Source organism: Pseudomonas mediterranea CFBP 5447 (genome assembly GCF_000774145.1).
GTDB classification, from domain to species: domain Bacteria; phylum Pseudomonadota; class Gammaproteobacteria; order Pseudomonadales; family Pseudomonadaceae; genus Aquipseudomonas; species Aquipseudomonas mediterranea.
The window spans coordinates 710,322-732,948 of sequence record NZ_KN322986.1; the positions used below are offsets into that span (position 1 = coordinate 710,322).

Below are 22,627 nucleotides of genomic sequence, written 5' to 3' on the forward strand. Positions count from 1 at the left end.
ATGCACCCCTTCCTTACTCAGCACTGCTGCTGAAATCGAGATCTTGGCCTGGCTGAAGGGAGATAACTGCCTTCTTCCAGTCATTACGCTTGCCCAGACCGCGAGCAGTGCGCTTGCTTTTACCCAGAACGTTCAGGGTAGTCACGCGCTCTACTTTCACGCTGAACAGGCTTTCGACGGCCTTCTTGATTTCCAGCTTGGTTGCGTCGGTAGCAACCTTGAAAACGAACTGGCCTTTCTTGTCTGCCAGAACCGTAGCCTTCTCGGAAACGTGTGGGCCAAGCAGAACTTTAAATACGCGTTCCTGGTTCATCCCAGCAGCTCCTCGAATTTCTTCACGGCCGACACGGTGATCAACACCTTGTCGTATGCGATCAGACTGACCGGATCGGAACCCTGTACGTCACGAACATCGACGTGCGGCAGGTTGCGAGCAGCCAGGTACAGGTTCTGATCAACAGCGTCAGACACGATCAGGACGTCAGTCAGGCCCATGCCGTTCAGCTTGTTCAGCAGATCTTTGGTTTTCGGTGCTTCAACAGCGAAGTCCTGAACCACGACCAGACGATCAGTACGCACCAGCTCAGCAAGGATGGAACGCATTGCTGCGCGATACATCTTCTTGTTCAGCTTCTGGGAGTGATCCTGAGGACGAGCCGCGAAAGTGGTACCGCCGCCACGCCAGATTGGGCTACGGATAGTACCGGCACGAGCACGGCCAGTACCTTTCTGACGCCATGGGCGCTTACCGCCACCAGAAACGTCGGAACGGGTCTTTTGCTGCTTGCTACCTTGACGGCCGCCGGCCATGTAGGCCACGACTGCTTGGTGAACCAGCGTCTCGTTGAATTCGCCGCCAAATGTCAGTTCGGAAACTTCGATCGCTTGAGCGTCATTTACATTTAATTGCATGTCAGCTTCCCCTTAACCGCGAGCCTTGGCTGCTGGACGTACAACCACGTTGCCGCCAGTAGCGCCAGGAACAGCGCCCTTGACCAACAACAGATTGCGTTCAGCGTCCACGCGCACTACTTCGAGGGACTGCACGGTCACGCGCTCGGCGCCCATATGACCGGACATTTTCTTGCCCTTGAATACACGACCAGGAGTCTGGCACTGGCCGATAGAGCCTGGAACGCGGTGGGATACGGAGTTACCGTGGGTGTTATCTTGCCCGCGGAAGTTCCAACGCTTGATCGTACCCTGGAAGCCTTTACCTTTGGACTGACCGGTTACATCAACCAGCTGACCAGCAGCGAAGATTTCAGCTTTGATCAGATCGCCGGCCTGGTACTCGCCTTCTTCAAGACGGAACTCCAGTACGGTACGACCAGCGGCAACGTTCGCCTTGGCGAAGTGGCCAGCTTGAGCAGCTGTTACACGCGAAGCGCGACGCTCGCCGACAGTGACTTGCACTGCACGATAGCCATCGGTCTCTTCAGTTTTGAACTGGGTGACGCGATTCGGCTCGATCTCAATGACCGTGACCGGAATGGAGACACCTTCTTCGGTGAAAATACGGGTCATACCGCATTTACGACCGACTACACCAATAGTCATGTTGTAAACCTCATGAGTGTACGGGGCTTTCACCCGCTATGGCCGCCCATTTCAGAGCGTTACACGACTAAGACCGAGTCTTAGCCGAGGCTGATCTGCACTTCCACACCGGCCGCAAGATCGAGCTTCATAAGTGCATCAACGGTTTTATCCGTTGGCTGGACGATGTCCAGAACGCGCTTATGAGTACGGATCTCGTACTGGTCACGCGCGTCTTTGTTGACGTGCGGGGAGACCAGAACGGTGAACCGCTCTTTACGGGTAGGCAGTGGAATTGGACCACGCACTTGAGCACCAGTACGTTTCGCGGTTTCCACGATTTCCTGGGTGGATTGGTCGATCAGGCGATGGTCAAAAGCCTTCAACCTGATACGGATTTGCTGATTTTGCATTGGATTTCAGACTCCGGCTGCTATTCCCACCGGGCGCAATACGCCCGTTAAAAGGAGGCGCAATTCTATAGACGCCCCTGATAGGTGTCAACCCAATAAAAAAGCCCCCGCTAAGCGGGGGCTTTTCCAACTCTTCAAGCAGACTCTAAAAGAGGCTTACTCGATGACTTTTGCTACGACACCAGCGCCGACGGTACGACCGCCTTCACGGATAGCGAAGCGCAGACCGTCTTCCATTGCGATGGTCTTGATCAGAGTGACAGTCATCTGGATGTTGTCACCTGGCATTACCATTTCAACGCCGTCTGGCAGCTCGCAGTTACCAGTCACGTCAGTTGTACGGAAGTAGAACTGTGGACGGTAGCCTTTGAAGAACGGAGTATGACGACCGCCTTCTTCCTTGCTCAGAACGTAAACTTCTGCAACGAACTTGGTGTGTGGCTTGACGGTGCCTGGCTTGACCAGAACCTGACCACGCTCAACGTCGTCACGCTTGGTGCCGCGCAGCAGTACGCCGCAGTTCTCGCCAGCACGACCTTCGTCGAGCAGCTTGCGGAACATTTCAACGCCGGTGCAGGTAGTTTTCTGAGTGTCGCGCAGACCGACGATCTCAACTTCTTCCTGGATGCGGACGATGCCACGCTCAACACGACCAGTCACAACAGTACCGCGACCGGAGATCGAGAATACGTCTTCGATTGGCATCAGGAACGGCTTGTCGATAGCACGCTCTGGCTCTGGGATGTAGCTGTCCAGAGTTTCTACCAGCTTCTTCACAGCGCTGGTGCCCATTTCGTTGTCGTCCTGGCCGTTCAGAGCCATCAGAGCCGAACCGATGATGATTGGAGTGTCATCACCTGGGAAGTCGTAAGTGCTCAGCAGGTCGCGCACTTCCATCTCAACCAGTTCCAGCAGCTCAGCGTCGTCAACCATGTCAGCCTTGTTCAGGAAGACAACGATGTACGGAACGCCTACCTGACGGGACAGCAGGATGTGCTCACGGGTTTGTGGCATCGGACCATCGGCGGCCGAGCAAACCAGGATCGCGCCATCCATCTGAGCAGCACCGGTGATCATGTTTTTTACGTAGTCGGCGTGACCTGGGCAGTCAACGTGTGCGTAGTGACGCACGGCCGAATCGTATTCAACGTGAGCGGTGTTGATGGTGATACCGCGAGCTTTTTCTTCCGGGGCGCTGTCGATCTTGTCGAAGTCAACCTTGGCCGAACCGAAAACTTCGGAGCAGACGCGGGTCAGAGCAGCGGTCAGAGTGGTTTTACCGTGGTCAACGTGACCGATGGTGCCAACGTTGACGTGCGGTTTGTTACGTTCAAATTTTTCTTTAGCCACGACAATTAACTCCTAGCCTAAAGGGCTGAATCAGCCTTGTTTTTTAACGATAGCTTCGACGACGTTCGACGGAGCCTCGGAGTATTTGGAGAATTCCATAGAGTAGCTCGCGCGACCCTGGGACATGGAACGAACGTCGGTTGCGTAACCGAACATCTCGCCCAGCGGAACCTCGGCACGGATAACCTTACCGGAAACCGTGTCTTCCATACCCTGGATCAGACCGCGACGACGGTTCAGGTCACCCATCACGTCGCCCATGTAGTCCTCAGGTGTTACGACTTCAACCTTCATGATCGGCTCAAGAACAACACCGCCACCTTTGGTAGCCAGTTGCTTGGTCGCCATGGAGGCCGCCACCTTGAACGCCATCTCGTTGGAGTCGACGTCGTGGTAAGAACCATCGAACACGGTAGCCTTCAGGCCGATCAGCGGATAGCCGGCAACAACGCCGTTCTTCATCTGCTCTTCGATACCCTTCTGGATAGCCGGGATGTATTCCTTCGGAACCACACCTCCCACTACTTCGTTCAGGAATTGCAGACCTTCCTGACCTTCGTCAGCAGGCGCAAAACGGATCCAGCAGTGGCCGAACTGACCACGACCGCCGGACTGGCGAACGAACTTGCCTTCGATCTCACAAGCCTTCGTGATCTTCTCACGATAGGAAACCTGTGGCTTACCGATGTTGGCTTCGACGTTGAACTCACGGCGCATCCGGTCAACCAGGATGTCCAGGTGCAACTCGCCCATACCGGAGATGATCGTCTGACCAGTCTCTTCATCGGTCTTGACGCGGAAAGACGGGTCTTCCTGAGCGAGCTTGCCCAGAGCGATACCCATTTTTTCCTGGTCGTCCTTGGTTTTCGGCTCAACGGCAACCGAGATAACCGGCTCCGGGAAGTCCATGCGAACCAGGATGATTGGCTTGTCAGCGGAGCACAGGGTGTCACCAGTGGTGACGTCCTTCATGCCGATCAGGGCCGCGATGTCGCCAGCGCGTACTTCCTTGATCTCTTCGCGGGTGTTTGCGTGCATTTGCACCATACGACCCACGCGCTCTTTCTTGCCCTTGACCGAGTTGATCACGCCGTCGCCGGAGTTCAACACGCCCGAGTAAACGCGAGCAAATGTCAGGGTACCCACGAACGGGTCGGTAGCGATCTTGAATGCCAGAGCCGAGAACGGCTCGTTGTCGTCTGCGTGACGCTCCATTTCGACAGTTTCGTCATCCGGGTCGGAACCCTTGATGGCTGGAATGTCGACTGGTGCAGGCAGATAGTCGATAACGGCGTCGAGAACCAGGGGAACACCCTTGTTCTTGAAGGAAGAACCGCAAACAGCCAGAACGATTTCGCCAGCGATAGTACGCTGACGCAGAGCAGCCTTGATCTCTTCGATCGACAGCTCTTCGCCTTCCAGGTACTTGTTCATCAGCTCTTCGTTGGCTTCGGCGGCAGCCTCAACCATGTTGCTGCGCCACTCTTCAGCCAGCTCTTGCAGCTCAGCCGGGATCGGACCACGAATGGCAGCCATACCCTTGTCGCCGTCGTTCCAACGAACAGCTTCCATGGTCATCAGATCGATCTGACCTTCGAAGTTGTCTTCGGAACCGATAGCCAGCTGGATAGGCACCGGGGTGTGACCCAGACGCTGCTTGATCTGACCGATCACGCGCAGGAAGTTGGCACCAGCACGGTCCATCTTGTTTACGTAAACAAGACGCGGAACGCCGTATTTGTTGGCTTGACGCCATACGGTTTCAGACTGAGGCTCAACACCGGAAGTACCGCAGAACACAACGACAGCGCCGTCGAGTACACGCAGCGAACGCTCTACTTCAATGGTGAAGTCAACGTGGCCGGGGGTATCGATGATGTTGAAGCGGTGCTTAGGGAATTGCTTGTTCGAGCCTTCCCAGAAAGCAGTAGTAGCAGCGGAGGTAATGGTAATACCCCGCTCCTGCTCTTGTACCATCCAGTCCATGGTCGCGGCGCCATCATGCACCTCGCCCATTTTGTGGTTTACGCCCGTGTAGAACAGGACGCGCTCGGTGGTAGTGGTTTTACCCGCGTCCACGTGAGCAACGATACCAATGTTACGGTAGCGTTTAATATCGGTTGTACGAGCCATAAAGCCCTCGCAAATTGAGTGACGCTGAAATTAGAAGCGGTAGTGCGAGAAAGCCTTGTTGGCCTCAGCCATACGGTGCACGTCTTCACGCTTCTTAACTGCAGCACCTTTACCTTCAGCAGCGTCCAGCAGCTCACCAGCCAAACGCAGAGCCATGGACTTCTCGCCGCGCTTGCGGGCGAAGTCTACGAGCCAGCGCATGGCCAGAGCGTTACGACGGGACGGACGAACTTCGACCGGAACCTGGTAGGTAGCACCGCCTACGCGGCGCGACTTCACTTCGACCAGCGGAGCGATGGCGTCGAGTGCTTTTTCGAAGAGTTCCAGGGGATCGGAGTTCTTACGCTCTTTAACTTTTTCCAGCGCGCCATAAACGATACGCTCGGCAACGGCTTTCTTGCCGCTTTCCATTACGTGGTTCATGAACTTGGCGAGAATCTGGCTTCCGTATTTCGGATCGTCCAGAATCTCACGTTTGGCTGCTACGCGACGTCTTGGCATTGATAAGCCCTCAAACGGTCTTCAGGTTAGCCCGGGACAGCAAAAGCGTGCCCGACCTTACTCTTATCGACTCAATAAAAATGAAAAACTGCAAAACGGCCGATTACTTCGGACGCTTGGTACCGTACTTCGAACGACCCTGGTTACGGCCTTTAACGCCGGAGGTATCCAAGGAGCCGCGAACGGTGTGGTAACGAACACCTGGCAAGTCTTTTACACGACCGCCGCGGATCAGTACCACGCTGTGCTCTTGCAGGTTGTGGCCTTCACCGCCGATGTACGAGGAAACCTCGAAACCGTTGGTCAGACGCACACGGCATACTTTACGCAGTGCCGAGTTAGGTTTTTTCGGCGTGGTGGTATACACACGGGTGCATACGCCACGACGTTGCGGGCAGTTCTGCAGCGCAGGCACGTCGGATTTCTCGACGATACGCTTACGCGGCTGACGTACCAGCTGGTTGATAGTTGCCATCTACTAGCTCCACTGTTGTCTTGCGACGCTATTGTCTTACAAGAAAAGCAAAATGGCAGGAACGAATTCCCGCCAAATTTAGGGGATCAAGAGTCTAAAGAGGATCTTGCCCCCAGTCAAGGCAAGGCCCCGACCTCCCCGCTCGCCGGATCTCGACAATTTGTCTCGATCCAGCGAATGAGGCGACCAGGGCCAGGCGCTTAATTACCGCAGAACTCAGTTACCACTCGAGTTCAGCGCTTCGGTCAGTGCAGCTTCCACTTCACTGGCGCTTACGCGCAACGGCTTGTCTGCATCACGGCGACGCTTGCGCTCGCTGTGATAGGCCAAACCGGTACCGGCCGGGATCAGACGACCCACGACCACGTTTTCTTTCAGGCCGCGCAGGTAATCGCGCTTGCCGGTTACCGCCGCTTCGGTCAGTACGCGAGTGGTTTCCTGGAAGGAAGCCGCCGAGATGAACGATTCGGTGGACAACGACGCCTTGGTGATACCCAGCAGGACGCGGGTGAACTTGGCGACGAACTTGTCTTCCGCAGCCAGGCGCTCGTTCTCTACCAGTACGTGCGTCAGTTCCATCTGGTCGCCCTTGATGAAGCTGGAGTCGCCGGACTCGGAGATCTCAACTTTACGCAGCATCTGACGCAGGATGGTCTCGATGTGCTTGTCGTTGATTTTCACGCCTTGCAGACGGTAAACGTCCTGGATCTCGTTCACGATGTACTTGGCCAGCGCACTCACACCCAGCAGACGCAGGATGTCGTGTGGATCGCTCGGGCCGTCGGAGATAACTTCGCCGCGGTTTACCTGTTCGCCTTCGAAGACGTTCAGGTGGCGCCACTTCGGAATCAGCTCTTCGTACGGATCGCTACCGTCGTTCGGAGTGATGACCAGACGGCGCTTGCCCTTGGTCTCCTTACCGAACGCGATGGTGCCGCTGACTTCAGCCAGGATCGAGGCTTCCTTCGGACGACGGGCTTCGAACAAGTCGGCAACACGCGGCAGACCACCGGTGATGTCACGAGTCTTCGAAGTTTCTTGCGGGATACGAGCGATAACGTCACCGATCGCGATCCGCGCGCCGTCCGCCACACCGACCAGGGCGTTGGCTGGCAGGAAGTACTGAGCGATTACGTCAGTGCCTGGCAGCAACAGGTCCTTGCCGTTGTCGTCGACCATCTTCACGGCTGGACGGATGTCCTTGCCGGCAGCTGGACGATCTTTCGGATCGAGCACTTCGATGTTGGTCATACCGGTCAATTCGTCGGTCTGACGCTTGATCGTGATGCCTTCTTCCATGCCTACGTAGGTCACGGTACCTTTCATTTCGGTGACGATCGGGTGAGTGTGCGGATCCCACTTGGCCACGATTGCGCCAGCTTCGACCTTGTCACCTTCCTTCACCGAAATCACGGCACCGTAAGGCAGCTTGTAACGCTCGCGCTCACGACCGAAGTCGTCCGCGATCGCCAGCTCACCGGAACGGGATACAGCCACCAGGTGACCGTCCACGCGCTCAACGTGTTTCAGGTTGTGCAGGCGGACAGTACCGCCATTTTTCACCTGAACGCTGTCGGCCGCGGAGGTCCGGCTTGCCGCACCACCGATGTGGAACGTACGCATGGTCAGCTGGGTACCCGGCTCACCGATGGACTGGGCCGCGATAACGCCGACCGATTCACCGATGTTCACCTGGTGACCACGAGCGAGGTCACGGCCGTAGCACTTGGCGCAAATGCCGTAGCGGGTTTCGCAGCTGATCGGCGAACGCACGATCACTTCATCGATGCTGTTCAGCTCGATGAACTCTACCCACTTCTCGTCTACCAGGGTGCCAGCAGGAACGATGACGTCCTCGGTACCCGGCTTGAATACGTCACGGGCGATGACACGACCCAATACGCGCTCACCCAGCGGCTCGACCACGTCGCCGCCTTCGATGTGCGGAGTCATGACCAGGCCGTGTTCGGTGCCGCAGTCGATCTCGGTCACGACCAGGTCTTGCGCCACGTCTACCAGACGACGCGTCAGGTAACCGGAGTTCGCCGTTTTCAACGCGGTATCCGCAAGACCCTTACGAGCACCGTGCGTGGAGATGAAGTACTGGAGTACGCTCAGACCTTCACGGAAGTTCGCTGTAATCGGGGTCTCGATGATGGAGCCGTCCGGCTTGGCCATCAGGCCACGCATACCGGCGAGCTGACGGATCTGCGCAGCAGAACCCCGTGCGCCCGAGTCGGCCATCATGTACATCGAGTTGAAGGATTCCTGGTCGACTTCCTCGCCGTGACGGTCGATGACCTTCTCTTTCGAGAGGTTGGCCATCATCGCCTTGGAGACTTCATCGTTCGCCTTGGACCAGAGGTCGATAACCTTGTTGTACTTCTCGCCCTGGGTGACCAGGCCGGAGGCGTACTGACTTTCGATCTCTTTCACTTCTTCGGTAGCAGTACCGATGATGCGGGCTTTTTCATCCGGGATAACGAAGTCGTTAACGCCGATGGAAACACCGGAGATGGTCGAATAGGCAAAACCTGTGTACATCAACTGGTCGGCGAAGATCACGGTCTCTTTCAGACCTACCACGCGATAGCACTGGTTGATCAGCTTGGAGATCGCCTTTTTCTTCATCGGCAGGTTGACGACGTCGAAGGACAGACCCTTCGGCACCACCTGGAACAACAGCGCACGGCCAACGGTAGTGTCGACGATACGGGTGTTGGTCACGCTGTTGCCGTCACGATCGTTCACGGTTTCGTTGATCCGAACCTTGACCTTGGCGTGCAGTGCGGCTTCGCCGGCACGGAACACACGGTCAACTTCCTGCAGATCCGCGAACACACGACCTTCGCCCTTGGCGTTGATCGCTTCACGAGTCATGTAGTACAGACCCAATACAACGTCCTGCGACGGAACGATGATTGGCTCACCGTTGGCTGGCGACAGGATGTTGTTGGTGGACATCATCAACGCGCGCGCTTCGAGCTGGGCTTCCAGCGTCAGCGGTACGTGCACGGCCATCTGGTCGCCGTCGAAGTCGGCGTTGTACGCAGCACAGACCAGCGGGTGCAGCTGGATAGCCTTACCTTCGATCAGGACCGGTTCAAACGCCTGGATACCCAGACGGTGAAGGGTCGGTGCACGGTTGAGCAGTACCGGGTGTTCGCGAATCACTTCGGCGAGAACGTCCCAGACCTCTGGCAACTCACGCTCGACCATCTTCTTCGCAGCCTTGATGGTGGTCGCCAGACCACGCATTTCCAGCTTGCCGAAAATGAACGGCTTGAACAGCTCCAGAGCCATCTTCTTAGGCAGACCGCACTGGTGCAGACGCAGGGTCGGACCTACGGTAATTACCGAACGACCCGAGTAGTCAACGCGCTTACCGAGCAAGTTCTGACGGAAACGACCCTGCTTACCCTTGATCATGTCAGCCAGGGATTTCAGAGGACGCTTGTTGGAACCGGTGATAGCGCGGCCACGACGACCGTTGTCGAGCAATGCGTCGACCGCTTCCTGCAACATACGCTTTTCGTTGCGCACGATGATGTCCGGAGCGGACAGGTCGAGCAGACGCTTCAAGCGGTTGTTACGGTTGATCACCCGACGATACAGATCGTTAAGGTCGGAAGTTGCGAAACGACCGCCATCGAGCGGAACCAGTGGACGCAGGTCTGGCGGCAGAACCGGCAGAACGGTCAGCACCATCCACTCTGGCAGGTTGCCGGAGCCCTGGAAGGCCTCCATCAACTTCAGACGCTTGGACAGCTTCTTGATCTTGGTTTCGGAGTTGGTTTGCGGAATTTCTTCACGCAGACGGCCAATCTCGTGCTCCAGGTCGATAGCGTGCAGCAGCTCGCGGACAGCTTCGGCACCCATGCGGGCATCGAAATCGTCGCCGAACTCTTCCAGCGCTTCGAAGTACTGCTCGTCATTCAGCAGCTGACCTTTTTCAAGGGTGGTCATGCCTGGATCGATAACGACGTAGCTCTCGAAATAGAGAACGCGCTCGATATCACGCAGGGTCATGTCCATCAGCAGGCCGATACGGGACGGCAGCGATTTCAGGAACCAGATGTGGGCAACCGGGGACGCCAGCTCGATGTGCGCCATGCGCTCACGACGAACTTTTGCCAGTGCAACTTCAACGCCGCACTTCTCGCAGATCACACCACGATGCTTCAAGCGCTTGTACTTACCGCACAGGCACTCGTAATCCTTTACCGGGCCAAAGATCTTGGCGCAGAACAGGCCGTCACGCTCAGGTTTGAACGTACGGTAGTTGATGGTTTCCGGCTTTTTAACTTCACCGAACGACCACGAACGGATCATCTCAGGCGAGGCCAATCCGATACGGATGGCGTCGAACTCTTCGACTTGACCCTGGTTTTTCAGCAAATTCAGTAGGTCTTTCAAGGCCTTTCCTCCTGGCGGAGCAGAGAGCGGGCAAGACAGCCCCGCTCTCGATTCGCGTCACGTGTTATTCGGTTTCCAGATCGATATCGATGCCGAGGGAACGAATTTCCTTGATCAACACGTTGAAGGACTCGGGCATGCCCGGCTCCATACGGTGATCGCCGTCCACGATGTTCTTGTACATCTTGGTCCGACCGTTCACATCGTCCGACTTCACTGTGAGCATTTCTTGCAGAGTGTATGCAGCACCGTACGCTTCCAGTGCCCAGACCTCCATCTCCCCGAAACGCTGACCACCGAACTGTGCCTTACCACCCAGCGGCTGCTGGGTAACCAGGCTGTAAGAACCGGTAGAACGAGCGTGCATCTTGTCGTCCACCAAGTGGTTCAGCTTCAGCATGTACATGTAGCCAACGGTAACCGGACGCTCGAACTTGTTGCCGGTACGACCATCGAACAGTTGCATCTGGCCGCTTTCTGGCAGGTCCGCCAGTTTCAGCATGGCCTTGATTTCAACTTCCTTGGCACCGTCGAACACCGGAGTGGCCATTGGAACGCCGCCCTTGAGGTTCTTCGCCAGATCCAGGATTTCCTGGTCGGAGAAGCTGTCGAGCTCTTCGTTACGACCACCGATCTCGTTATAGATCTCGTGCAGGAACTTGCGCAGGTCAGCGACCTTGCGCTGCTCTTCGAGCATACGGTTGATCTTCTCGCCCAGGCCCTTGGCCGCGAGGCCCAGGTGGGTTTCAAGGATCTGACCGACGTTCATACGCGAAGGTACGCCCAGCGGGTTGAGAACGACGTCCACCGGAGTACCGTTGGCATCGTGCGGCATGTCTTCAACCGGCATGATCACGGAGACCACACCCTTGTTACCGTGACGACCGGCCATCTTGTCACCCGGCTGGATGCGACGGCGGATTGCCAGGTAGACCTTGACGATCTTCAGTACGCCCGGTGCCAGGTCGTCGCCCTGCTGCAGCTTGCGCTTCTTGTCTTCGAACTTGTCATCCAGCAGGCGACGGCGATCGACGATATAAGCCTGAGCCTTCTCGAGCTGCTCGTTCAACGCGTCCTCAGCCATGCGCAGTTTGAACCACTGGCCATGCTCGAGACCGTCGAGAACTTCGTCGGTGATTTCCTGACCTTTCTTCAGGCCGGCGCCGCCTTCGGCCTTGTGGCCAACCAGCGCTGCGCGCAGACGCTCGAAAGTTGCGCCTTCAACGATACGGAACTCTTCGTTCAGGTCCTTGCGGATCTCGTCGAGCTGAGTCTTCTCGATGGACAGTGCACGTGCATCACGCTCGACGCCGTCGCGAGTGAAGACCTGTACGTCGATGACAGTACCCTTGGTGCCGGTAGGCACACGCAGGGAGGTGTCCTTAACGTCGCTGGCCTTCTCACCGAAGATGGCACGCAGCAGTTTTTCTTCCGGAGTCAGCTGGGTCTCGCCTTTCGGGGTGACCTTGCCGACCAGGATGTCGCCGGCGCCTACTTCGGCACCTACATAAACGATACCGGCTTCGTCCAGCTTGTTCAGCGCAGCCTCACCCACGTTCGGGATGTCCGCAGTGATTTCCTCTGGGCCGAGCTTGGTGTCACGAGCCACACAGGTCAGTTCCTGGATGTGGATCGTGGTGAAGCGATCTTCCTGAACCACACGCTCGGACAGGCAGATGGAGTCTTCGAAGTTGAAGCCGTTCCACGCCATGAACGCGATGCGCATGTTCTGGCCCAGTGCCAGTTCACCCATGTCGGTGGACGGGCCGTCAGCCATGATGTCGCTACGCTGGACCCGGTCACCCTTGCTCACCAGCGGACGCTGGTTGATGCAGGTGTTCTGGTTCGAGCGGGTGTATTTGGTCAGGTTGTAGATGTCGACACCGGCTTCGCCCGGCTCAACTTCGTCATCGGCAACACGAACCACGATACGGCTGGCATCGACGGAATCGATCACGCCACCACGACGAGCCACGACGCAAACGCCGGAGTCACGGGCAACGTTACGCTCCATGCCGGTACCTACCAGCGGCTTGTCGGCACGCAGAGTCGGTACAGCCTGACGCTGCATGTTCGAACCCATCAACGCACGGTTGGCGTCGTCGTGCTCGAGGAACGGGATCAGCGACGCTGCGACCGAAACAACCTGCTTCGGCGATACGTCCATCAGGGTGACGTCTTCCGGCGCCTTGACGGTGAACTCGTTCAGGTGACGAACAGCTACCAGTTCGTCGATCAGGACTTTCTTGTCGTTCATCGTGGCCGAAGCCTGGGCGATCACGTGATCGGCCTCTTCGATGGCGGACAGGAACACGATCTCGTCGGTGACCAGGGCGTCTTTCACCACACGGTACGGGCTTTCGAGGAAGCCGTACTGGTTGGTGCGCGCATAGGCGGCCAGGGAGTTGATCAGACCGATGTTCGGACCTTCCGGCGTTTCGATCGGGCAGACGCGACCATAGTGGGTCGGGTGTACGTCACGAACTTCGAAGCCTGCACGCTCACGGGTCAGACCACCTGGGCCGAGTGCGGAGACACGACGCTTGTGGGTGATCTCGGACAGCGGGTTGTTCTGGTCCATGAACTGGGACAGCTGGCTGGAACCGAAGAACTCTTTCACCGCCGCCGCAACCGGCTTGGCGTTGATCAGGTCTTGCGGCATCAGGCCTTCGCTTTCAGCCATCGACAGACGTTCCTTGACCGCGCGCTCTACACGCACCAGGCCTACACGGAACTGGTTCTCGGCCATTTCGCCTACGCAGCGGACACGACGGTTACCCAGGTGGTCGATGTCATCGACGATGCCCTTGCCGTTACGGATGTCGACCAGGGTCTTGAGCACTGCGACGATATCGTCCTTGTTCAGCACGCCCGAACCTTCGATCTCGGTACGACCGATACGACGGTTGAACTTCATCCGGCCGACCGCAGACAGGTCATAGCGCTCAGGGCTGAAGAACAGGTTGTTGAACAGGGTTTCGGCGGCATCCTTGGTTGGTGGCTCGCCAGGACGCATCATGCGATAGATCTCGACCAGGGCTTCCAGTTGGTTGCCGGTGGAGTCGATCTTCAACGTATCGGAGATGAACGGACCGCAGTCGATATCGTTGGTGTACAGAGTTTCGATACGAACGACCTGGGCCTTGACGATTTTCGCCAGGATCTCGGTGCTCAGCTCGGTGTTGCACTCTGCGAGGATTTCTCCGGTTGCCGGGTGCACGATGGCCTTGGCAGTGGTGCGACCGAGGACGTAGTCCATAGGCACCTGCAGCTCTTTGATCCCGGCCTTTTCCAGCTGGTTGATGTGACGGGCAGTGATACGACGACCCTGCTCGACAATAACCTTGCCTTTGTCGTCCTGGATATCGAGGACCGCGATCTCACCGCGCAGGCGCTGAGGCACCAGTTCCAGGCTGAGGTTTTCACCCTGCACATGGAAGACGTTGGTGGTGTAGAACGCGTCCAGTACTTCTTCCGTGGTGTAGCCGAGCGCACGCAGCAGCACCGATGCAGGCAGCTTGCGACGACGGTCGATACGCACGAATACGCAGTCTTTCGGGTCGAACTCGAAGTCCAACCAGGAACCGCGGTAAGGAATGATGCGCGCGGAGTAGAGCAGCTTGCCGGAGCTGTGCGTCTTGCCACGGTCGTGGTCGAAGAACACGCCTGGAGAACGGTGCAGCTGGGAAACGATTACACGCTCGGTACCGTTGATTACGAAGGTACCGTTCTCAGTCATCAGGGGGATTTCACCCATGTAGACTTCTTGCTCTTTGATGTCCTTGATCGCTTTGTTCGACGATTCTTTGTCGAAAATGATCAGGCGCACTTTTACCCGCAAAGGTACGGCGTAAGTTACACCGCGCAATACGCATTCTTTGACATCAAATGCCGGTTCGCCCAGGCGATAACCGACGTACTCCAGCGCAGCATTGCCGGAGTAGCTGATGATCGGGAAAACGGATTTGAAGGCCGCATGCAGGCCCACGTCGCGGAACTGATCTTTAGTCGCTCCCGCTTGCAAGAATTCACGATACGAATCCAGCTGGATGGCCAGGAGGTACGGCACATCCATGACGTCCGGCAACTTGCTAAAGTCCTTGCGGATACGTTTTTTCTCAGTATATGAGTAAGCCATCAGCGTTCCCCAGCTTGGTCACCTGCTTGTTTGGCTCCCCCCGACGGGAGCAGCCAGAAAATCGTGCAAACCCCATGGTTTGCGCCACCGCCTCGGGTGGTTACAGCTCGTTACCGGCACCGACCCAATCGGCTGCCAATAACGGAAAAAGGCCGGTGGCAAGAGCCACCAGCCATCAGCCTTTCGCTTGACGCTCGGGCTGGAGACGCAAGGTCGAAGTTACTTAACTTCGACGGTAGCGCCTGCTTCTTCCAGCTTCTTCTTCGCGTCTTCAGCAGCTTCTTTGGAAACGCCTTCAGCGATAACCTGAGGAGCGGTATCAACCTTCTCCTTGGCTTCTTTCAGACCCAGACCGGTCAGTTCGCGAACAGCCTTGATCACGTTGACTTTCTTGTCGCCAGCGGCGGCCAGAACAACGTTGAACTCGGTTTGCTCTTCAACGACAGCAGCTGGACCAGCAGCAGCAACGGTAGCAGCAGCGGCGGTAACGCCGAACTTCTCTTCCATTGCCTTGATCAGCTCAACGATTTCCATTACGGATTTTTCGCCGATTGCTTCGATGATTTGTTCGTTAGTCAGAGACATGACTCAATTCCTGAATTGGGGGATAGCCGGCACGGCCATCGAAATAAACAAAAATACGCGAGAGAGGAAACACTCAGCCTCAGGCTGCAGCGGCTTCTTTCTGATCGCGAATTGCCGCCAGAGTACGAGCCAACTTGCTGGTAGCGCCTTGAATCACGCTCATCAGCTGAGAAATTGCTTCGTCACGGGTCGGCAGAGTTGCCAGTACGTCGATTTGGTTAGCTGCGAGGAACTTGCCCTCGAACGCAGCTGCCTTGATCTCGAACTTGTCCTGACCCTTTGCGAACTCTTTGAAGATACGGGCAGCAGCGCCCGGATGTTCTTTCGAGAATGCAATCAGGGTCGGGCCGACGAACGCGTCGTTGAGCACGTCATATTGAGTGCCTTCAACAGCGCGCTTCAGCAGGGTGTTACGTACGACACGTACATAAACACCAGCTTCGCGGGCCTCTTTACGGAGTCCGGTCATAGCGCCTACTGTTACGCCACGGGCATCAGCCACGACAGCGGACAGAGCGACTTTGGCAGCCTCGTTGACTTCAGCGACGATGGCCTTCTTGTCTTCGAGTTTAATTGCCACGGGTTTAACTCCTGCTTGTTACCGTTTCATTCGATCGAAACCGAATGTCGTTTTGGTGTCTGATTCGGTAAGGAACCGGGAGCACCATCTGCGTAGGCTTGTGGTTTAAGACTTGCGTCGCCTACGGTCTTGGATAGCCCCCGCCAGGCAGGGACCCCAATTTTTCAATTGGCGCAATTGCTTGCGCCAATCTGTGTCTTACGCGTCGAGCGAACTCTGGTCGATGACCAGACCTGGGCCCATGGTGGTGCTCAGGGTAACGCGCTTGACGTAGATACCTTTCGAGGAAGCAGGCTTGATACGCTTCAGGTCAGCGATCAGGGCTTCAACGTTTTCCTTCAGCTTGACGGCATCGAAACCGATCTTGCCAACGGAAGTGTGGATGATGCCGTTCTTGTCGGTGCGATAACGAACCTGACCAGCCTTCGCGTTCTTGACTGCGGTAGCTACGTCTGGGGTTACGGTGCCGACTTTCGGGTTAGGCATCAGACCACGTGGACCGAGGATCTGACCCAGTTGACCTACAACGCGCATGGCATCAGGGGATGCGATCACTACGTCATAGTTCAGGTCGCCGCCTTTCATTTCAGCAGCCAGATCGTCCATGCCTACGCGATCAGCGCCAGCAGCCAGAGCAGCTTCAGCTGCTGGGCCCTGGGTGAAAACAGCAACACGGACAGTCTTGCCAGTGCCGTGTGGCAGCACGGTAGCGCTACGAACGACCTGGTCGGATTTACGTGGGTCTACACCCAGGTTTACAGCAACGTCGAACGACTCGCTGAACTTGACAGTCGACAGCTCGGCCAGCAGGGCGGCGGCGTCTACAAAGTTGTAGGCCTTGCCTGCTTCGATTTTGCCGGCGATAGCCTTTTGACGCTTGGTCAGCTTAGCCATTACACACCCTCCACGTTAAGGCCCATGCTACGAGCAGAACCGGCGATAGTACGCACGGCTGCATCCATATCAGCTGCAGTCAGATCCGCGTTTTTGGTTTTCGCGATTTCTTCCAGCTGAGCACGGGTAACGGTGCCAACCTTAACGGTGTTTGGACGAGCGGAACCGCTGGTCAAACCTGCAGCCTTCTTCAGCAGAACCGAAGCAGGGGTGCTCTTTGTTTCGAAAGTGAAGCTACGGTCGCTGTAGACAGTGATGATCACTGGAGTCGGCAGACCTGGTTCAAGACCCTGGGTACGGGCGTTGAAAGCCTTGCAGAATTCCATGATGTTCACGCCGTGCTGACCCAGAGCAGGACCAACGGGTGGGCTTGGGTTAGCCTGAGCGGCCTTCACTTGCAGCTTGATGTAAGCGGTAATCTTCTTGGCCATGAGGCACTCCAATTACGGGTTCGAACGCCTCGAAAGGCTCCCCGGTTACTTGCGCGTTTATCCCAGTGACGACAAAACCCCACAGCCTTGGGCTGCGGGGTTGGGATGCCTGTTCGATCAGACCTTTTCGACCTGACTGAACTCGAGCTCTACCGGAGTAGAGCGACCGAAAATGAGCACTGCGACCTGAATCCGGCTCTTCTCGTAGTTAACTTCTTCAACCGTGCCGTTGAAATCAGCGAATGGACCATCGGTGACTCGTACCACCTCACCTGGCTCAAACAGTGTCTTCGGCTTCGGCTTGTCGCTACCATCAGCGACGCGACGCAGAATCGCTTCTGCTTCTTTGTCCGTGATTGGTGCCGGCTTGTCGGCAGTACCGCCGATGAAGCCCATCACCCGAGGGGTATCCTTGACCAAGTGCCAAGTCCCTTCGTTCATATCCATCTGTACCAGCACATAGCCTGGGAAGAACTTGCGTTCACTTTTGCGCTTCTGGCCATTACGCATCTCAACCACTTCTTCAGTGGGAACCAGAATCTCGCCAAAGCCATCTTCCATGCCAGCCAGCTTCACACGCTCTATCAGCGAGCGCATAACATGCTTCTCGTAACCCGAGTAAGCATGCACAACGTACCAACGCTTAGCCACGGGACACCCTTAGCCAACAATCAAGGAAACAAGCCAACCGAGCAGGGAATCAAGCCCCCACAACAGCAACGCCATAACCAGAACGACAGCCACAACGATCAACGTGGTCTGCGTGGTTTCCTGGCGAGTCGGCCATACGACTTTACGAATCTCGGTGCGGGCTTCCTTGGCGAGTACAAAGAACGACTTGCCCTTGGCTGTCTGCAGACCTACAAAGGCAGCAACAGCAGCGATAGCAAGCAATGCGAGTACGCGGTACAGGATCGGCGAAGCAGAAAAATACTGATTGCCAACAACGCCAACAGCCACCAAAGCGACTACCACTAGCCACTTGAGCAGATCGAAGCGAGAGCCTTGAGCTTCAGCTTTAGGAGTCATCTATGAAGATCCTGTGAAAAGAAAGCCAGACACACTGAGTGAATCTGGCAGGTCAGGAGGGAATCGAACCCCCAACCTACGGTTTTGGAGACCGTCGCTCTGCCAATTGAGCTACTGACCTAAAACAAAATCAGGCCGACCATTATGCCGGCCCGAAAAAGACATTACAACTGTTTACTCGATGACTTTTGCTACGACGCCAGCGCCGACGGTACGACCGCCTTCACGGATAGCGAAGCGCAGACCGTCTTCCATTGCGATGGTCTTGATCAGAGTGACAGTCATCTGGATGTTGTCACCTGGCATTACCATTTCAACGCCGTCTGGCAGCTCGCAGTTACCAGTCACGTCAGTTGTACGGAAGTAGAACTGTGGACGGTAGCCTTTGAAGAACGGAGTATGACGACCGCCTTCTTCCTTGCTCAGAACGTAAACTTCTGCAACGAACTTGGTGTGTGGCTTGACGGTGCCTGGCTTGACCAGAACCTGGCCACGCTCAACGTCGTCACGCTTGGTGCCGCGCAGCAGTACGCCGCAGTTCTCGCCAGCACGACCTTCGTCGAGCAGCTTGCGGAACATTTCAACGCCGGTGCAGGTAGTTTTCTGAGTGTCGCGCAGACCGACGATCTCAACTTCTTCCTGGATGCGGACGATGCCACGCTCAACACGACCAGTCACAACAGTACCGCGACCGGAGATCGAGAATACGTCTTCGATTGGCATCAGGAACGGCTTGTCGATAGCACGCTCTGGCTCTGGGATGTAGCTGTCCAGAGTTTCTACCAGCTTCTTCACAGCGCTGGTGCCCATTTCGTTGTCGTCCTGGCCGTTCAGAGCCATCAGAGCCGAACCGATGATGATTGGAGTGTCATCACCTGGGAAGTCGTAAGTGCTCAGCAGGTCGCGCACTTCCATCTCAACCAGTTCCAGCAGCTCAGCGTCGTCAACCATGTCAGCCTTGTTCAGGAAGACAACGATGTACGGAACGCCTACCTGACGGGACAGCAGGATGTGCTCACGGGTTTGTGGCATCGGACCATCGGCGGCCGAGCAAACCAGGATCGCGCCATCCATCTGGGCAGCACCGGTGATCATGTTTTTTACGTAGTCGGCGTGACCTGGGCAGTCAACGTGTGCGTAGTGACGCACGGCCGAATCGTATTCAACGTGAGCGGTGTTGATGGTGATACCGCGAGCTTTTTCTTCCGGGGCGCTGTCGATCTTGTCGAAGTCAACCTTGGCCGAACCGAAAACTTCGGAGCAGACACGGGTCAGAGCAGCGGTCAAAGTGGTTTTACCGTGGTCGACGTGACCGATGGTACCGACGTTGACGTGCGGCTTATTACGTTCGAACTTTTCCTTAGCCATCGAAATCACCCCTAGGAGAAGAATTTAGCAAGTCACACAAGCCATTAAAACAAAGGCAGATATTTTCATATCTGCCTTGTTATATGGAGCTCTTGAGCGGATTTGAACCGCTGACCTCACCCTTACCAAGGGTGTGCTCTACCAACTGAGCTACAAGAGCGAAACACTTTGCACAACCTGCAAACTTGGAGCGGGTAGCGGGAATCGAACCCGCATCATCAGCTTGGAAGGCTGAGGTTCTACCACTAAACTATACCCGCGGAGCCTGCAGCTCACGCTAGAAACTGGTGGAGGGGGAAGGATTCGAACCTTCGAAGTCGTAGACGTCAGATTTACAGTCTGATCCCTTTGGCCGCTCGGGAACCCCTCCTAAGCGAGCCGGCATTCTATATCATGCCAGCCTTCTGTCAAGCATTTTCTCATTAAAAACCTGAGGTTAGCTGCATTGACGACGCTTCGCATCGTTGACCGTTAAAGGTCTTCGCTGCGAAGCGGGCGCCATTCTATGCAAACTACCCTGCGGGTGCAACCCCCTCACAAGGCATTATTTTATGTTTTAACTCATTGAATTCTTTAGAAAGGTTTTGAATGAAGGTTTCATTCACCTTCCCGGCACTTTCTGGCGAAACCTGCACCCAAAATCCAGTCTCAAGCGAACCGGCAGCGGTGGCACGAGATACAACCCCCAACGCTGCCAGCTTCTGCTCCAGCTGCCTGTTTATTTCCGAACGAGCGAAGCCACCCAGATGAATACAGGTCTTTTGTGCCTCACCGGGCTTCCCTGAATCCCGCCTGACAAGCGCGTCCGCGGTCTCGCTCAGGAGATGAATGTCCTGTTGCGAGCCGCGGTACAAACTCAGAGGGGTGACGTCCTTGGCACGAAGCGGAGCTTCCTGTTGATGCCAGACGTAATAAAAAGCGTTCAAAACCAGCAACAACAGGAACAGCCACCGCATAGAAACCTCAAGACAAAGGACAGGCCATCGCCAAACCGACAAAAACCAGGTCAGGTACCACCCTGGCGCCAGGGACAACACCGGAAACCAGATTAGCGTCCCCTCCCGTTAGAAACACAACGAAATCCTCACCCCAATACTGCCGTGCCATCTCAAGCTGAGTCAGGACAAACCCTCTGAGCATCAGCATGCAGCCGCGCTCCACGGCCTCGACAGTCGCCCGCCCAGGAGCAAGACTCTCATGGGCCCGCTCGGCCGCCATGTCGTCATAGCGAATCCGTCGGGTATGGGTGCGCAACTGGTTACGCATCAAGGGCATGCCCGGGCAAATGAAGCCTCCGAGGTGCCCACCGTCTACGGCCACGAAATCGGCTGTAACAGCAGTGCCAAAATCGAGCACCAGGCAAGCACCCGAGGCCAGATGAAACCCTCCAAGCAAAGCCAGCCATCGATCCAAGCCCAGGCGCTCGTAATCCTCGTAGCCGTTTCGCACGCCAGCCATTTCACGGGTCGGCACAGCCCTCGCCACGGACACTCCGAACGCATCCACCAGCGCAGTCACCAGCGATTCGGTTTCTTCCTGGGTGCGCACGCTGACAAGACGGCATTTTTTGAGCTGAAATTTTCCAGCGTCGTTCAAACAAGCCAACAGATCGCTATCGGAACTGACCACGCCTCCATCGACAGGCGTAATAGCGTCGATGCGAAGTACACGCCATTTGATAAAGCTGTTGCCACAATCGAGCTCAAGAATCATCACGCAACCTCAAACTGAGCTCACCACCGCTAAAATTCCTTTCCACGCCATCCACCTTCAAACGCAGCGCTCCCTGGTAATCGATACCCAGCACAACGCCATCAATTTGATTGACACCTGCAATCAATGACACGGCCCGACCCTGCCACAAATGATGCCGCTCCCATTCTGGCTGTATTGCAGTAAATCCCGAGGCCTGGTGGAGCTTCAGGAATCGCCGGAGATTTGCCCCCAATCGCGCCACCAGCTCATTCCGATCAAAACTTCTACCAGCCACGAGACTCATGGATGTCCATTGTTGGTCAACCTCATCGCTGGACTGCATATTTACATTGACCCCAACCCCCAGGACAACGTGACAGACATCAGCCGGATCCCCTACCAACTCAAGCAATATCCCTGCAATCTTTCTATCACCGACCAGTACATCGTTAGGCCATTTCAAACCTGCCTGCTGAATCCCCATATCATGCAGAGTGTGCAAGACAGCCAACCCTACGACGAGACTCAGCCCTTCTATTTGTCGCATACCGCCATCAATCCGCAGTACGAGACTGTAATAGAGATTTTCCGCAAAAGGGCTGACCCACTTTCGACCGCGACGACCGCGACCAGCCGTCTGCCGCTCAGCCAAAATCAGGAACGGCGCCGTCACCCCGCGCTCTATGAAGCGCAACGCTTCAGCATTGGTGGAGTCGATGGAGTCGAATATATGAACAGGCCATTCGCAAGGTTCTTTTGCATCAATCTCGACCGCATCTAAAAGCAATAGCGGCCTGGCCAATTGATACCCCCGACCTCTGACTTTATGGACGGATAGGCCCAGCTCTGCCTCCAAGTGCTGCAATTGCTTCCATACAGCACTACGACTGACACCCAGCGCGGCGCCTAGCGCCTGCCCTGAATGAAAGCGACCATCCCTCAGAAGTTTTAGCAACGTGAGCATGCGAACTGCGCCCTGACAATGAGGCCCGCATCATAGCCATGCGCAAGACACTTGCATAGAAACACAAAGGAACCTTTCCCGCGGGCAAAACAAAACCCCTACCTGCATCAGCAGAT

The 22,627-nt window shown here is 56.1% G+C and carries 20 protein-coding genes and 4 tRNA genes; all 24 read right to left on the reverse strand.

Features of this window, described 5'->3' with window-relative positions:
* Positions 1–13 precede the first annotated feature (13 nt).
* Positions 14–313, reverse strand: a complete 300-nt coding sequence (gene rplW, locus N005_RS20165) for a 50S ribosomal protein L23 (RefSeq protein WP_002555488.1) — start codon at positions 311–313, stop codon at positions 14–16.
* The gene (gene rplD, locus N005_RS20170; RefSeq protein WP_003186057.1) at positions 310–912 is read right to left on the reverse strand and encodes a 50S ribosomal protein L4; all 603 of its coding nucleotides are present in this window, start codon (positions 910–912) and stop codon (positions 310–312) included. The genes rplW and rplD overlap by 4 nt, the downstream gene beginning before the upstream one ends.
* Positions 913–924: 12 nt before the next feature.
* Positions 925–1,560 (reverse strand): 50S ribosomal protein L3, encoded by a 636-nt coding sequence (gene rplC, locus N005_RS20175; protein ID WP_024778327.1) that lies wholly within the window; start codon positions 1,558–1,560, stop codon positions 925–927.
* An 80-nt stretch (positions 1,561–1,640) separates the two neighbouring features.
* Positions 1,641–1,952 carry a 30S ribosomal protein S10 gene (rpsJ, locus tag N005_RS20180; protein ID WP_003186070.1) on the reverse strand — a complete coding sequence of 104 codons (312 nt, stop codon included), beginning with the start codon at positions 1,950–1,952 and terminating at the stop codon, positions 1,641–1,643.
* 156 nt (positions 1,953–2,108) lie between these two features.
* Positions 2,109–3,302, reverse strand: a complete 1,194-nt coding sequence (gene tuf / locus N005_RS20185) for an elongation factor Tu (protein WP_047702780.1) — start codon at positions 3,300–3,302, stop codon at positions 2,109–2,111.
* A gap of 30 nt (positions 3,303–3,332) precedes the next feature.
* Positions 3,333–5,435 carry an elongation factor G gene (gene fusA, locus N005_RS20190; RefSeq protein ID WP_047702781.1) on the reverse strand — a complete coding sequence of 701 codons (2,103 nt, stop codon included), beginning with the start codon at positions 5,433–5,435 and terminating at the stop codon, positions 3,333–3,335.
* Between the two features lie 30 nt (positions 5,436–5,465).
* The gene (gene rpsG, locus N005_RS20195; protein ID WP_024776462.1) at positions 5,466–5,936 is read right to left on the reverse strand and encodes a 30S ribosomal protein S7; all 471 of its coding nucleotides are present in this window, start codon (positions 5,934–5,936) and stop codon (positions 5,466–5,468) included.
* Between the two features lie 103 nt (positions 5,937–6,039).
* Positions 6,040–6,411, reverse strand: a complete 372-nt coding sequence (rpsL, locus tag N005_RS20200; RefSeq protein ID WP_003186084.1) for a 30S ribosomal protein S12 — start codon at positions 6,409–6,411, stop codon at positions 6,040–6,042.
* A gap of 216 nt (positions 6,412–6,627) precedes the next feature.
* Positions 6,628–10,827 carry a DNA-directed RNA polymerase subunit beta' gene (gene rpoC / locus N005_RS20205; RefSeq protein WP_047702782.1) on the reverse strand — a complete coding sequence of 1,400 codons (4,200 nt, stop codon included), beginning with the start codon at positions 10,825–10,827 and terminating at the stop codon, positions 6,628–6,630.
* Positions 10,828–10,891: 64 nt separating this feature from the next.
* The gene (rpoB, locus tag N005_RS20210; protein ID WP_047702783.1) at positions 10,892–14,965 is read right to left on the reverse strand and encodes a DNA-directed RNA polymerase subunit beta; all 4,074 of its coding nucleotides are present in this window, start codon (positions 14,963–14,965) and stop codon (positions 10,892–10,894) included.
* A gap of 219 nt (positions 14,966–15,184) precedes the next feature.
* Positions 15,185–15,550: a 50S ribosomal protein L7/L12 gene (gene rplL / locus N005_RS20215; RefSeq protein ID WP_047702784.1), complete on the reverse strand. Its 366-nt coding sequence runs from the start codon at positions 15,548–15,550 to the stop codon at positions 15,185–15,187.
* A gap of 79 nt (positions 15,551–15,629) precedes the next feature.
* Positions 15,630–16,130, reverse strand: coding sequence for a 50S ribosomal protein L10 (gene rplJ / locus N005_RS20220; RefSeq protein WP_024776458.1), 501 nt, complete (start codon positions 16,128–16,130; stop codon positions 15,630–15,632).
* Positions 16,131–16,328: 198 nt separating this feature from the next.
* Positions 16,329–17,024, reverse strand: a complete 696-nt coding sequence (gene rplA / locus N005_RS20225; protein ID WP_003186095.1) for a 50S ribosomal protein L1 — start codon at positions 17,022–17,024, stop codon at positions 16,329–16,331.
* Positions 17,024–17,455, reverse strand: a complete 432-nt coding sequence (rplK, locus tag N005_RS20230; protein WP_003176435.1) for a 50S ribosomal protein L11 — start codon at positions 17,453–17,455, stop codon at positions 17,024–17,026. Before rplK ends, rplA begins: the two co-directional genes overlap by 1 nt.
* A gap of 117 nt (positions 17,456–17,572) precedes the next feature.
* On the reverse strand, positions 17,573–18,106 hold the full coding sequence (gene nusG, locus N005_RS20235) for a transcription termination/antitermination protein NusG (RefSeq protein WP_010443972.1): 534 nt from the start codon (positions 18,104–18,106) through the stop codon (positions 17,573–17,575).
* 9 nt (positions 18,107–18,115) lie between these two features.
* Complete coding sequence (gene secE, locus N005_RS20240; protein WP_039594676.1) at positions 18,116–18,484, reverse strand: preprotein translocase subunit SecE; 369 nt, start codon at positions 18,482–18,484, stop codon at positions 18,116–18,118.
* 45 nt (positions 18,485–18,529) lie between these two features.
* A tRNA-Trp gene (locus tag N005_RS20245) sits at positions 18,530–18,605 on the reverse strand.
* Positions 18,606–18,658: 53 nt separating this feature from the next.
* On the reverse strand, positions 18,659–19,852 hold the full coding sequence (gene tuf, locus N005_RS20250) for an elongation factor Tu (protein WP_047702780.1): 1,194 nt from the start codon (positions 19,850–19,852) through the stop codon (positions 18,659–18,661).
* Positions 19,853–19,936: 84 nt separating this feature from the next.
* A tRNA-Thr gene (locus N005_RS20255) sits at positions 19,937–20,012 on the reverse strand.
* 26 nt (positions 20,013–20,038) lie between these two features.
* Positions 20,039–20,112, reverse strand: a tRNA-Gly gene (locus tag N005_RS20260).
* A 25-nt stretch (positions 20,113–20,137) separates the two neighbouring features.
* Positions 20,138–20,222: transfer RNA gene (locus tag N005_RS20265), tRNA-Tyr, on the reverse strand.
* A gap of 142 nt (positions 20,223–20,364) precedes the next feature.
* Positions 20,365–20,808, reverse strand: a complete 444-nt coding sequence (locus tag N005_RS20270) for a hypothetical protein (protein WP_047702785.1) — start codon at positions 20,806–20,808, stop codon at positions 20,365–20,367.
* 7 nt (positions 20,809–20,815) lie between these two features.
* Positions 20,816–21,565 carry a pantothenate kinase gene (locus N005_RS20275; RefSeq protein ID WP_047702786.1) on the reverse strand — a complete coding sequence of 250 codons (750 nt, stop codon included), beginning with the start codon at positions 21,563–21,565 and terminating at the stop codon, positions 20,816–20,818.
* Complete coding sequence (gene birA / locus N005_RS20280) at positions 21,555–22,511, reverse strand: bifunctional biotin--[acetyl-CoA-carboxylase] ligase/biotin operon repressor BirA (protein WP_047702787.1); 957 nt, start codon at positions 22,509–22,511, stop codon at positions 21,555–21,557. The genes N005_RS20275 and birA overlap by 11 nt, the downstream gene beginning before the upstream one ends.
* Between the last annotated feature and the right edge of the window lie 116 nt (positions 22,512–22,627).